Origin of the sequence: Marisediminitalea aggregata (assembly GCF_900129565.1) — a bacterium.
GTDB classification, from domain to species: Bacteria; Pseudomonadota; Gammaproteobacteria; order Enterobacterales; family Alteromonadaceae; genus Alteromonas; species Alteromonas aggregata.
Genome location: NZ_FQWD01000001.1, coordinates 836315 through 849288, shown reverse-complemented (window position 1 = coordinate 849288; position 12974 = coordinate 836315). Strand labels below are relative to the sequence as shown.

Here is a 12974-nt window from a genome sequence, read left to right as displayed (position 1 = left end):
CATCGGCGGTAGGTCGTTCATTTTCCAGTACCATTTACGCTATACTATGCGCGTTTAAACATTCAACGCACCCATACCGGTAACTTCAGGAGATCACCATGCGCCCAAGCGGCAGAACCGCCAGTCAAATTCGCCCTGTCACTATCACTCGACACTACACCTGCCACGCAGAAGGGTCAGTGCTGGTTGAATTCGGCAATACCAAGGTGTTGTGTAATGCAACGGTAGAAGAAGGCGTTCCGCGCTTTATGAAAGGTCAGGGGAAAGGTTGGATCACGGCTGAATACAGCATGTTGCCACGCGCTACCCATACTCGCTCACAACGTGAAGCTGCACGCGGTAAGCAAGGTGGTCGTACGCTGGAAATTCAGCGTCTGATTGCGCGCTCTTTACGTGCCGCGGTAGATCTGAAGCTGTTGGGTGAAAACACCATAACCATCGACTGTGATGTTATCCAGGCCGACGGTGGTACCCGCACTGCATCTATTACCGGTGCTTGTGTAGCGCTGGTGGATGCCCTTACGCACATGCGCAACAAAGGGATCCTGAAAGCGAACCCGCTTAAGTTTATGGTTGCCGCATTGTCGGTGGGTATTTATGAAGGTGCGCCAGTAGCCGATCTTGAGTATGTAGAAGACTCTGCGGCAGAGACAGACATGAATGTGGTAATGACCGAAACCGGTAAGCTGATCGAAGTACAAGGCACCGCTGAAGGCGAGCCCTTCTCTTTCGACGAGTTACAGGAACTTCTCGACATTGCTAAGCATGGATTGCGCGAATTATTCGACATTCAAAAAGCAGCATTAAATTAAGGCAGGCTGGTTTAATGAAAGCATTCCAACAAGAATTTATAGAGTTCGCCATTGCCCGTGGCGTGCTTAAATTTGGTGAATTTACCTTAAAGTCTGGCCGTAAAAGCCCGTATTTCTTTAATGCAGGCTTGTTTAATCGCGGCGGTGATCTGGCAAAACTGGGTCGTTATTATGCGGCGGCGTTAACCGATGCAGGCATTGAATTCGATGTATTGTTTGGGCCTGCGTATAAAGGTATTCCTATTGCCACAACAACAGCCGTGGCATTGGCTGATCATCATGACGCCGATGTACCTTACTGCTTCAACCGCAAAGAAGCCAAAGCTCACGGTGAAGGCGGCACGCTGGTAGGTAGCCCGCTTGAAGGCAAAATCATGCTGGTGGACGACGTGATCACTGCTGGTACTGCCATTCGTGAATCAATGACTCTGATTGAAGCGAGTGGTGCCACACTGGCTGGCGTATTGATTGCGCTGGATCGTCAGGAAAAGGGCAAAGGCGAGTTGTCTGCTATTCAGGAAGTTGAGCGTGACTATGGCACTAAAGTAGTTTCAATTGTTACGCTGGCTGACGTTGTTGCTTATCTGCAGCAATCCGGTGGTCATGACGACAGCATTGCCGCTATTAAGGCGTATCGCGAAGCCTATGGCATCTAGTACCGACTATAGCAACGCCGATCAGCAGCTCGATGCACTGGGCTTGCGTTGTCCCGAGCCCGTAATGATGCTGCGCATGACCATGCGTAAGCTGGAGGACGGACAAACGCTGTGCGTTACTGCCGATGATCCTGCCACTGTGCGGGACATTCCCAGTTTCTGCCGGTTTATGCAGCATACCTTGCTGGCTTCAGACACCGAATCACTGCCCTATCGTTATCTGATCAAAAAAGGCGTGTAGTCGCTATTTTGATTCCGACACTGCCTGTAGTAACAATTGCTGCAGGCACTGTTTCTGCTTAGCCGACGTACCGTGCACGTCACACAAATGGATGTTGTGACCTTGCAATAAGCGTTTCAGCACACTCACCCGCATTTTTACGCTAACAAACTCCTGTTCTACTGTGTTCATAAACGTCCCCTTTTAATGGTCAATTAATGTAAAACTGGCGGTGTTTTAGCGGTAGCGCCTAATTTCAACCAATGCATCAATTCCTGAATAATGTGCATCAGCCTGGGTTCACTGGCGTACATGGGCATGAGTGCCGCTAGCTGTTGTTGTGTATCGGTAATCACTGTTTGTGCGGTAGCATTCGTGCTTGTTGTCGTTTCTGCACAATTCGCTCGTGCACAGCGATCAACCGCGATGGCGGAGGCTGCAAAAAACACCAGGTCTTTTTGACTTTCGGCCGAATACTGATCCACGGGTCGCAATGCCAACAGTACCGACTGAGCCACTTCCCAGACCAGCTGATTAAAGGTAAATGCTTTTTGCAGATCGCCACTGCGTTGGTACGCACGAGCCTGTTTGCGAAGTGCTTGTCGCTCCTCTCGCGCATGTTCAGGGTGAAGTTGAAGCCATTTACGGTAAACCGGGCAGAGTAATTGTGTACGCATGCAGACCTCCTATGCTGTGATTCGCTGCGTGGTACAATTAATCTAATCTAAATGATAATTATTATCAATTGGCAATTTGAGATAATTGCTGTCCTGAATCGAATTGCGTCTTTGATAAATGACTTGAAGGTTAGCTAAGCACCAGCCACAGGCCGGCGCACAAAACGGTAATACCCACCATGGCTTTGGTGCGGTACCGACGTATGAATTGCTCTGCCTGGTTGCCGAGCAGTTTTACCGCCAGCGCTAATCCGAAGTAACGGATAGACCGGGCAATAATGGTGGCTAGTAAGAACAGCGCTAAAGAATACTTGGTGGCCCCAGCGGCGAGCATGGCAATCTGAAACGGGATGGGCACAATGCCCAACGTCAGCACGAACCAAAACCCCTGAGACGCCATTTTCTGCTCTACACGCTCAAACTGAGCTTCGGTGCCAAACAGGTCTATCAATGCACTGCCTATGGCATCAAACAGAAAATAGCCCAGTGCATAGCCGAACAGGGCTCCGATAATGCAGCCAACGGTGGCCATTAACGCGATATGCCAGAGTTTATCGCGTTTGGCCTGCATTAATGGAATCAACACCGCTTCCAGAGGAATAGGCACAATGGTTGATTCTAAAAACGACGCGATGGTAATGCCCCGTAACATATGACGAGACTCCACCATGGCTTTGGTTTTTTGCTTTAATACCCGTTTGGCTTTTTTCACCGGAACAATCTACCTATTGTTTGTAAATCTTGCCGTCTTTCATTACAAACTGTACGTGCTCAAGCACGGAGATATCGGTCAGTGGATTACCTTTAACAGCAATAATATCAGCCAGTTTACCGGCTTCCAGTGTCCCGAGGGTCTCTTCAACGTCTAACAGTTTGGCAGTATTGACGGTTGCACTTAAGATAGCTTCTGCAGGCGGCATACCAGCTTCTACCATCAGCGCAAATTCCTGCGCGTTGTCACCGTGAGCAGACACTCCGCTGTCTGTACCAAAGGCGATATTCACGCCTGCTTTATAGGCTTTACCAAACGTCGCCTGAATGAGTGGGCCGATAGCCGCGGCTTTCGGACGAACGATGTCGGGGAAATAGCCATCGATTTTGGCTTTTTCTGCCACGAAGTTGCCAGCAAGAATAGTCGGCACATAATAAGTACCGTGCTTCTTCATTAGCTTCATGACTTCTTTGTCCATGTAGGTGCCGTGTTCAATGGAGGCGACACCGGCCTTAATCGCGCGGATCATGCCTTCTTTGCCATGGGCATGCACAGCGACCTTCATACCGTAATCTCTCGCTGTCTCTACAATGGCGGTTAATTCGTCGTCCATAAACTGCGGGTTCTGCCCGCTTTTCGCCACACTTAACACCCCGCCTGTTGCCGTGATTTTAATGGTATCGGCGCCGTCCTTGTATCGCTGTCTGATTGCCTGACGGGCTTCGTCAACGCCATTAATGACCCCTTGCTCGGGACCAACGTGTGGGCTGATTCGTTTGGCCATACCATTTGTCGGATCCGCGTGACCGCCGGTGGTGGCAATCGATTTTGCTGCAGTATAAATGCGAGGTCCGGTGGCTATTCCGCGATTAATTGCATTACGCAACGCGACGGTTTCGTTGTAGCTGTCGCCCAGATTGCGCACCGTGGTAAAGCCCGCCATCAGTGTTTTCTCGGCATAGTGTGATGCCATTAGTGCGTAGTCCGCTTCGTTCTGGGTAAAGCGTTTAAGGTACGACGACGTACCGCCTTGCTGAAAGCTCAGGTGGACGTGCATGTCCATTAAGCCCGGTAATACCACGGAGTCAGACAAATCGACCAGGGTGTCGCCCTCGCCTACTGTGATATGCCCTTTTTCAACCCGGGTAATAGTATTGCCGTCTACCACAATGGAAATCGGGCCTGTCAGCTTTTCGCTGGTGCTGGTAAAGGCTTGTCCGGCATGAATGATCGTGGCTGCCTGAAGTAAGCTAACGGGCAGTAGCGCCGTCGTCAGGGCGAGTGTTTTTAACCAAGTTTTCATTATTGTTCTCGTTTGTTGTAGGTGGATACGTCTGCCTTTACCGATGTATTGCAATGACCATCAGGCAGGGATTAGAAATAACTCTATGTGAACTTCTGCAGATAGGCAAAACAGCCGGGCTAGTTTTCGGCGGAATTAAGGCTTTCTAAGGTGAAATTGGTTATAAAAAGTACAACATAGCATGGTCTTTCTTATTGAATTCAGCAATACTGGAATGACTCAATGAGAATAAGGAAGTAGTAATCATGGAAACGTCTGTTAAGCGCTTATCACCACACTCTTTTGCGCTCCACACTGCGCTGGTCTTTGCCATTATAGCGTTGCTGTTCATACTGCCCATGACGTTGTTTATGAATGCCATGACGCCAAATATGCCAGACGGTTCAATGCCGGCTGCCATGTTTGGGGTCATGACCTTTGTTATGCCGGTAATGTATTTTGTATTTACCTATATTTTCGGTTTCCTGGGCGCGCTTATTTACAACCTGATCGCGAAGAAAACCGGCGGGATCCGTTGCCAGTTGGAAATGCTACCTGTCACTAGAACAGATGCCACCGAAGAGATATAACCTAAGTCATTACTGGTTGCGTTTAAGGATTGAATTGCAAGGAGGCAAATATGTCTGCACGTCGTACATTAATAAATATACCCATGCTCCTGAGCATGCTTTGGTTTGGTTTCGTGGGCGTTGCTCAGGCGAAATTACCCGATTGGGTTGAGTCTCCCACTCCCGATACCGATACGCATCTATACAGTGTCGGGTCGTCGGCTACATTGGATTTAGCAAAAAAAGCCGCGTTGGTCGAACTCGCCGGAAAAGTGAATAGCCGGGTGCAGCAGCTCTATCAATCGAAAGAGCGCGCGGTGAACGACCAGTATACCAGTTGGACTTCAGTCGACACCGAAGTAGAGATTGGGGAAACTGACCTTCGCTACTTTTATGTGAATCAAACTGAGCAAATTGGCAATGTATATTGGGTAGAACTGGTGCTCGATAAAACCAAGATGGCGCAGGATTTGGCCGCTCGTCTGACTTTAGAACATGACACCCTGCAAACCCAGATGAACGCATTAATGCAACAGTCGGTGTTTGTGCAGTTTCTGCAGGCAAAAGTCGCCACCGGCAACATTGCATCAGTGAAACAGCTCATTATTCAGCTGCAGTTTTTTCAGCAAGGCTTCGATGCCAACGCATACAGCGAACAATACAACGTCTATTTACAAACCATACAGCAAGCCGTGGCGGGCAATCAGGTGTACCTGGATGCCAGTCAGGCACAACCTCAAGTCGCTGCCCTTGTTCGAAATTGGTTAGCAGAGCAAGGCGTTAATCTGGCATCAACGAAGACACCTGAAACTGACGTACTCGTGGTATCTACAGAGGTCAGTGAATTTCAGGATAAACGCGATGCCTACAACGCAGAGATTGTCACTACCATCAGGGTCGACTCAGCCAAACAAGGGCAAATAGGCCATGCAACCCTGCAAACCAAAGGACGAGACTATAAACGAGCGGAGCAGGCAATTGGCAAAGCGGTAAAAGCGTTAAAACTGCGAATTCAAAAACAGCATCCTGTCGAACTTTTAAATATTGTGGTGATGTAAACCGCGCCGCTTGTTAGCGTCTTATCTATTTCCCGGACTACCCATTAGACAGCCGGGCACTCAAGTCTTGCTTGTTATTTGGGGAACGTTAAACATGGCGAGATTGTCTATCTCGTCTACTATTACACCGTGTTCATTAGCAATATCTGCAACGTTAACTTCAGCGCAAAAGAGGAATGACTATGAATAACGCGACTATCGGTGAGACAAATGATTCGATAAAGAAATGCCCGGTAATGCACGGTGGGATGACCGCAACCGGGTCGACAGTCATGGACTGGTGGCCTGAAGCGCTGAATTTGGACATTCTTCATCAGCACGATACGAAAACAAACCCAATGGGGGAAGAGTTCAACTATCGGGAAGAAGTCAAAAAGCTGGATTTTAAAACCCTGAAAGCAGATCTAATCGCGTTTATGACCGATTCTCAGTCATGGTGGCCTGCTGATTGGGGGCACTATGGCGGTTTAATGATCCGCATGTCGTGGCATGCTGCAGGTTCTTATCGGATTGCAGATGGACGTGGTGGGGCGTCAACAGGAAACCAGCGATTTGCACCACTCAACTCTTGGCCTGACAACGCCAACCTCGACAAAGCCAGGCGTTTACTGTGGCCTATCAAGAGAAAGTATGGCAACAGATTAAGTTGGGCTGACTTGTTTGTTTTAGCCGGAACGGTTGCTTATGAAAGTATGGGGCTCAAAACTTACGGTTTCGCATTTGGGCGTGAAGATATCTGGCATCCGGAAAAAGACGTGTACTGGGGAGCAGAAAAAGAGTGGCTGGCGCCCAGTGATGAACGCTATGAAAATGTTGACGAAGCCGAATCCATGGAAAACCCCCTCGCTGCGGTTCAAATGGGCCTGATTTACGTGAATCCGGAAGGCGTTAATGGCAAGCCTGACCCGTTGAAAACGGCAGCGCACGTGCGGGAGACCTTTGCCCGGATGGCGATGAATGACGAAGAAACCGTGGCACTGGCGGCGGGCGGTCACACGGTTGGTAAATGTCACGGTAATGGCAGCGCTGAGGCGTTAGGTCCAGAGCCTGAGGCTGCAGGCATTGAAGAGCAAGGTCTAGGCTGGATGAACCACGATAGCCGGAGTGTTGGGCGTGATACTGTTACCAGTGGAATCGAAGGAGCCTGGACCACACATCCGACAAAGTGGGACAACGGTTACTTCCACCTGTTACTCAATTATGAATGGGAACTAACCACATCCCCGGCGGGGGCAGAACAATGGCAGCCAATAGGTATCAAAGAAGAAGATATGCCAGTGGATGTTGAAGACCCGTCGAAGCGCACTATGCCAGTTATGACAGATGCGGATATGGCGATGAAGATGGATCCGCAATACCGTGAAATTTCTGAACGATTCTATCGGGATCATGAATACTTCAGCGACGTATTTGCGCGAGCCTGGTTTAAGCTTACCCATCGTGACTTAGGCCCAAAGGTGAGGTATATCGGGCCTGAGGTGCCGGAAGAGTCTTTGATTTGGCAAGACCCAATTCCTGCTGGCACCACAGACTATGATGTTGATGCCCTGAAATCTAAAATTGCCAACGCCGGACTGTCGGTAGGTGAAATGGTCGCGACGGCCTGGGATAGTGCCCGTACGTTTCGAGGATCTGATTTACGCGGTGGCGCAAACGGCGCCAGAATTCGGCTGGCGCCGCAAAAAGACTGGCATGGAAACGAGCCTGAACGTCTTAACAAAGTCTTGAACGTACTGACTCCTCTAGCACAGGATGCAGGCGCCAGCCTGGCCGATACAATAGTATTGGCGGGTAACGTTGGTATAGAAAAAGCCATTGCTGCGGCTGGGTTTGATGTGCCAGTGACGTTCTCTCCCGGACGTGGTGATGCAACGGATGACATGACAGATGCGGAGTCATTTAAACCGCTCGAGCCACTGGCTGACGGCTATCGCAATTATTGGCAGAAAACGTATGCGGTGAAGCCTGAAGAGATGATGCTGGACAAAACGCAGTTGCTTGGACTAACGGCAAAAGAAATGACGGTATTAGTGGGCGGTATGCGAATGCTGGGAACCAATTTTGCCGGCACACAACATGGCGTTTTTACCAATAACGTCGGCGCATTAACAACGGACTTTTTTGTAACAGTGACCGACATGGCGTTAAGTTGGAAACCCGTTAGCGACAATCTTTATTCCGTGAGAAGCAGAGACACCGGGCAAGAAGTATTTACGGCTACGCGATTTGATCTTGTGTTTGGCTCAAATTCAGTATTACGTGCATACGCAGAGCTTTACGCACAGGACGATAATCGCGAGAAATTTGTCAAAGACTTCGTTGCGGCCTGGGTGAAAGTGATGGAAGCCGATCGCTTCGATTTAACCTGCTGAAGATACTGTGCGTTGAACTTGTAGTCCGCGGTGTTGCGGACTACATACTTCAGCGGTCTGACACCTTAACCCCAATCACTCACAGAGTTAAATTCTTCCGTTGCGTCTTTGTCCAATTCTAAATCCTGGCTGTTGGCGTACTCAATAAAAAACTGAGCGGTCGTCACCAGTTTCGGTAAGTGTTTTGGCATGCCTTTTAATACCAGGTTCAGCGTGTTTGTTGCTTCAACGTAGTCACCGCCTTTAGTGGCCATGTCCAGCGCGCCGCCGAGGCTGAATCCGCTGGATTTCGCGCCCTTGGCGTCTTTCTCTACCACCTCAATCAGGGTTTCACCGTCTTCTTTGATTTGATATGTCTTGTAGGTACCAAACAGGTAGGTTGATGCGCCCAGAATAAACGCTTTTTGTTGGTCCGGCCCAATTTGCTGTGATGCCAATGTCTTTTTACGAATTTCTTCGCTGGCGCCGGCGGCATACTGGCGGTGCTTCTTAATTTCTTTCTTACTCATGCTGGTGCCGCTTTTTAGGATTTCACGCTCTTTCAGCAGGCTTTCCTTCGCTGATTTTAAATCCAGTGATTCTGCCAGACAGATATTAGCCTGGTTAATCGCCAGCGCTGCCAGCACGTAGGACGTCATCACCTGATCCGACGCGGCCTTAACCTGCTTACTGGCGGCTCGTTCGGGTGTGTATCTGCCAATAAAATCGCGAATAACCGTGAGATCCAGGTCCGAGCAGGACGTGTTGGTAAGAAAGCTGTCTTTTGCCCATGGTGCAGGTTTTTTGTCACTTGAAAACAAACCTGCTTGAGCCGATGAAGCTGTAAATACAGAGGCGAATAACAACGATGCAATTAAATAACGGGACTTGTGCGTAAACATACTATTTCCTTCTAGATAGATTTAGAGCTAAGTTGACCAATTAAGCCGGCTGCCATTTCCTGCGCGGCGAGTTTGAGAGCGTTATTTTTGGCGACTATTGGGGTGGGACCAAGGCCGAGATACTGAACGGGGCCAATCGAAGCCATTGTGGCGCCCCGGCGTTTAACAGAAAGAATTTTCGCGGTAACCGACACTGGGACTTTGTATAATCCCGTTACGTCATCCGTTACATGTTCGTCCACGTCCAGGGTGCCAATTGCGAGATATTGAACGGGATCTTCTAGGCTCTTTAACCCGCGAATCGCGTCGCGCTTGGTTCCGGGCGTCAGATCGTCGCCTTGCTCGTAGTCCATCAGAAAGTTATTCACGTCCAATTGTCCGGCGGTATCTTCTTCCAGAAGTGCGGCTTCGATCACATAGTAATTTGCATCGGCAAAGACTTCGCCTACGGCAATATCAATCTCGCTGGTGGTAGTGGCTTGCCAGAGCGTTTTCGCGCGCTTGAAATCACCCGACGCGGTGTCTTTCGCTTCTGTTCGTGAAGCGAGTTCCCTGGCTACAAAAACAAACGTAATATACTGGTCTTCATCGTCCATGCTACCGTCTTTGGCTCTGCCAACGGCCGTCAGGTAATTCAGTAGTTTGGTGTCATTGATATCAACCCGAACAACCACCCGATACTGCTTAATGTCTTTGTTGTTGTCTTTTGAAACAACCGCGCTGCTAAGCAGATACTCATCTATGTTTTCAGTAATGTCGTCTTTCGCCAGGGAAAAGTTACGCTCCTGGTACGGCTGAGAGGTTGCAATCCAGGTTTCAATGGCTTTTACCTTCGCCTGCAGAATGGCGTCTGCTTTTTCTTCGCTGTCCAGCCTGCCGGAATAGGTGTAGGTAAATGTGCTTTTGCTTTCAACGGCATGCGTTGGAAGTGCACAACAGAGCGCTGCAAGTAACAGCATGAAAGAGGATTTGCGCAGTGATTTAAAGGCCATTTATGTGTTCACTCCATTTCCGAAAAGTATTGTAGGTGCGGCGCTTAAGTTGTGAGTGGTTGTCGAACCATTTTTTCTCTGGCGCAGAAAGTTGTTGGGCAAGTTCGGATAAAACGGTTTCCAATGCGTCCTCATACGCCGCCCAGTCATCGATGTAGGTTTGCTTGTCGCTGACTAATTTAGCAACGGCCGCATGAAAATAATCATCCAGCATAGCGTCACTGCGGGTGGCTTCTTTCGCGGTGAATTTCACCCGGCTGGCAAACAAGTGCTTATTCGGCTGTGCAATGTGTTTGAAATTGCTGATATCTACCGTAAATACATAATCCGCCTCGGGTAACGTGAGTGTGTATACGTCGCCGTTGGCCATACGACCGGCCATTTTATTGCCAATGGCATAGCCTTTTGTGTAGGGGATCATATTCAGCCCACCAAGGTGCGTTAACTGGGCTGTAAAGTACTGGCCGAATACCTGAGCTAGAGCATCGTGTTGGACGCGCTCCGGTACCAGAGGGCTGGCTTTTTCGCCAATATTCACAGCATGTACTTTAAAGCGCAGCACGCCTTCTTTAGGTAGACCGAACTGTCTAATGTGGCCGGAGGCAACGGACAGCAGGCTATTATCCGCATTACTGGTGGGCTGATATAACGCCGTGAGGTTGTCAGTTCTTGCCTTATCGAGGGAGGCGTTGAGATTGATCACATCGTTGCGGGCAATATCAACGGGTATGCTGGCAATGAGACGCATGGCCTGAAAGTCGAAAAACAGGACCTGGGCGCTAATTTCGGCAACGACTTTCCGGTAGTCCTCGAACGTCTCGATACTGATGGACTCACGTTCAATTGCCAGTGTCATAGCAATCGCCGGTCCGGATTTGTAGTTGGCCAGGTTTCGCGACAACAATAAAGGCAGTGTCGCTGATTGTGCTGATAACAGCTCAAAGAACGCTTTATCGAGCGCAGCTTGAGGCTGTTCAGGGGTCGCTTTATTTAGCGCTGTGGCAACCGGGTAATTGGTGTCTATGAATCGGTGATCGCCCAGAAACGATACACCGGCAAAATACACCACGGGCTTACTGGCATAAGCCGGTGAGGCTATAAACCAGAAGGCAGCCAGCAATAACAAAAGTATGTTCTGTATTCTGGTCCGGCGTTGAAAATAATCCGGGAAGGACACGAATCCCTGTGTATACCGCACGTAACGCTCCCTGTACTTTGGCGGTGATCAGAGTTCTACTATGGCAAAGTCTGTACTTTAGTACAATATTTGATCAGTGTTTGGCGGGAAAATAAGCAAAAAAAAGCAGGTCTGATAACCTGCTTTTCGCTATTAGGGTAAACCGTGTTTACAGCGAGGAAAGTGCCTCACGCAATTCACGTAGTTTCGCTTTTATACGGCGCATGTTGTCAGGGCCTGTTCTAAGCAGCTGCTTTTGTGGCGAAGAAAGGCTTTCCAGGCGCTCATCGGCATACTTGTACATGACTGAGTCTGTATATACTTCCACAGGCATTTTCACTTCAGGCGTATCTAACAGCGTATCGATAGCGGTGATCATAACTTCGGTGAAAGACTGGTCCGGATCGCCAATTTCTGCATACTTGACCTGAATTTCATCCAGATACGTGGTGTACAGCTCAATGAGGTCGTCGTTACTCATGGACTCGAGCACGTCTACATACGGGGTGTAACGCTTGTAGCTTGCTGCATCAATCCACTCACGATCGGCCTGGGTGTATACCCGGAATTCCTGATCCGGCGGCGTTAACAGGCGGTGATTCGGTGCCATGTCGTCGTCGGCCAGATTGGTTGTTGTAACAACAAAGCGTTGCAGCAACCCGTCGTTTACCATCAGTCGGCTCAGCATGGGAGAGCTGGCAATGGTTTCTAAAGCCGCTTTCACTGCGGTGTCGCTGATGTCCAGAGGTTCTGGCTCTGGCGCAGCTTCTGGCATTGGTTCGACTTCCTGGTTTGGATCGATTTCAACCGGCTCAGGTTGCGGTGCCGCTTCAAATACATCAGCCGGTTCAGGCTCAATCGTTTCTGGCTGAGCGATAGCCGGTGGCTCAATGGGTTTGGCTGGCTCTGGTGCTGGCTCGCTGGAAGGCCACAATAATACCGCCAGTAACACAATCACAACCACGCCAATGATGACGTAGGGTAACCAAGACTTTTGCTCGGAATTCTCGCTCATAGATATCTACCTTGATTTGATGGCTGCTAAAATCATACTACCAGAGTTATTGGCAATCCGCTGAAATTCAATGTCGTTTTTTTATTCTTTTTTCAAATCTCAACAATTACTGTTTTATTCAATAGCAGGCCCAGTCTCAAGAGTAAACCGTTAACAGGTACGATTTTTCAGACCATTTTGTATTTCATCCATTTGTAGTGCGTTGTCGTATTCAGTCTGGTAACTAGCGGGGAGTACCAACAATGTATAAGTTTTGGCGAAAAGATCTTGAGACTAACGAATGGGACATCGATGTACTGGAAGTCCAGTCGTTCGAAATGAATGTGTATTTGGTCCAGTTAACCAGTGGCAATAAAACCGGGTTGGTTTACGACGATTCCGACAAACCCATGCGGTTTTACAGCGCGGGTCATATCAGAGAGTTTTTTGCACATTGCACGGTAGCAAAGTCTTACATGAAACATGAAACGCCTTACGACGAAATGATAGGCAATCCGCCAAAAGCCGAACACGCTATGGCGCTACCGTTTAGTATGGATATGCCTTATTAG

The 12974-nt window shown here is 49.1% G+C and carries 15 protein-coding genes; 7 read left to right on the top strand and 8 right to left on the bottom strand.

Features of this window, described 5'->3' with window-relative positions:
• Window positions 1-98: 98 nt before the first annotated feature.
• From rph to tusA, 3 genes are read left to right on the top strand one after another with little or no spacing between them, the layout of a single operon-like run.
• Window positions 99-812 (top strand): ribonuclease PH, encoded by a 714-nt coding sequence (gene rph, locus BUB81_RS03650; RefSeq protein ID WP_073318283.1) that lies wholly within the window; start codon window positions 99-101, stop codon window positions 810-812.
• A 14-nt stretch (window positions 813-826) separates the two neighbouring features.
• Window positions 827-1468, top strand: coding sequence for an orotate phosphoribosyltransferase (pyrE, locus tag BUB81_RS03645; RefSeq protein WP_073318280.1), 642 nt, complete (start codon window positions 827-829; stop codon window positions 1466-1468).
• A complete protein-coding gene (gene tusA / locus BUB81_RS03640; protein WP_073318277.1) occupies window positions 1458-1709 on the top strand; it encodes a sulfurtransferase TusA in 252 nt (83 codons plus the stop codon). Before pyrE ends, tusA begins: the two co-directional genes overlap by 11 nt.
• Window positions 1710-1712: 3 nt before the next feature.
• Here tusA and BUB81_RS22085 read toward each other — a convergent pair whose 3' ends face one another.
• The 4 genes from BUB81_RS22085 to BUB81_RS03625 form a co-directional block, all read right to left on the bottom strand.
• On the bottom strand, window positions 1713-1880 hold the full coding sequence (locus tag BUB81_RS22085) for a hypothetical protein (protein WP_174237820.1): 168 nt from the start codon (window positions 1878-1880) through the stop codon (window positions 1713-1715).
• 23 nt (window positions 1881-1903) lie between these two features.
• Window positions 1904-2365: a hypothetical protein gene (locus BUB81_RS03635; RefSeq protein ID WP_073318273.1), complete on the bottom strand. Its 462-nt coding sequence runs from the start codon at window positions 2363-2365 to the stop codon at window positions 1904-1906.
• Window positions 2366-2495: 130 nt separating this feature from the next.
• Window positions 2496-3035 (bottom strand): YqaA family protein, encoded by a 540-nt coding sequence (locus BUB81_RS03630; RefSeq protein WP_073318753.1) that lies wholly within the window; start codon window positions 3033-3035, stop codon window positions 2496-2498.
• Window positions 3036-3090: 55 nt separating this feature from the next.
• On the bottom strand, window positions 3091-4380 hold the full coding sequence (locus BUB81_RS03625) for a metal-dependent hydrolase family protein (RefSeq protein ID WP_073318270.1): 1290 nt from the start codon (window positions 4378-4380) through the stop codon (window positions 3091-3093).
• A 245-nt stretch (window positions 4381-4625) separates the two neighbouring features.
• Between BUB81_RS03625 and BUB81_RS03620 the strand changes: the two genes are divergently transcribed.
• The 3 genes from BUB81_RS03620 to katG all read left to right on the top strand — a co-directional run bounded on the left by BUB81_RS03620 (window position 4626) and on the right by katG (window position 8358).
• A complete protein-coding gene (locus BUB81_RS03620) occupies window positions 4626-4949 on the top strand; it encodes a hypothetical protein (RefSeq protein WP_073318267.1) in 324 nt (107 codons plus the stop codon).
• Window positions 4950-4999: 50 nt separating this feature from the next.
• Window positions 5000-5986 carry an LPP20 family lipoprotein gene (locus BUB81_RS03615; RefSeq protein WP_073318265.1) on the top strand — a complete coding sequence of 329 codons (987 nt, stop codon included), beginning with the start codon at window positions 5000-5002 and terminating at the stop codon, window positions 5984-5986.
• Window positions 5987-6168: 182 nt separating this feature from the next.
• A complete protein-coding gene (katG, locus tag BUB81_RS03610) occupies window positions 6169-8358 on the top strand; it encodes a catalase/peroxidase HPI (RefSeq protein WP_073318262.1) in 2190 nt (729 codons plus the stop codon).
• A 65-nt stretch (window positions 8359-8423) separates the two neighbouring features.
• On the opposite strand, the gene BUB81_RS03605 is transcribed toward katG, so the two are convergent.
• The 4 genes from BUB81_RS03605 to BUB81_RS03590 all read right to left on the bottom strand — a co-directional run bounded on the left by BUB81_RS03605 (window position 8424) and on the right by BUB81_RS03590 (window position 12423).
• Window positions 8424-9239, bottom strand: a complete 816-nt coding sequence (locus BUB81_RS03605; protein ID WP_073318259.1) for a hypothetical protein — start codon at window positions 9237-9239, stop codon at window positions 8424-8426.
• An 11-nt stretch (window positions 9240-9250) separates the two neighbouring features.
• Window positions 9251-10231, bottom strand: coding sequence for a hypothetical protein (locus tag BUB81_RS03600; RefSeq protein WP_073318256.1), 981 nt, complete (start codon window positions 10229-10231; stop codon window positions 9251-9253).
• Window positions 10221-11429 carry a hypothetical protein gene (locus tag BUB81_RS03595; RefSeq protein ID WP_139241488.1) on the bottom strand — a complete coding sequence of 403 codons (1209 nt, stop codon included), beginning with the start codon at window positions 11427-11429 and terminating at the stop codon, window positions 10221-10223. The genes BUB81_RS03600 and BUB81_RS03595 overlap by 11 nt, the downstream gene beginning before the upstream one ends.
• 148 nt (window positions 11430-11577) lie before the next feature.
• A complete protein-coding gene (locus BUB81_RS03590; protein WP_073318251.1) occupies window positions 11578-12423 on the bottom strand; it encodes a DUF3014 domain-containing protein in 846 nt (281 codons plus the stop codon).
• A 242-nt stretch (window positions 12424-12665) separates the two neighbouring features.
• On the opposite strand from BUB81_RS03590, the gene BUB81_RS03585 reads away from it, so the two are divergent.
• Entirely contained in the window at window positions 12666-12974 is a 309-nt protein-coding gene (locus tag BUB81_RS03585) for a DUF6482 family protein (protein WP_073318248.1), read from the top strand.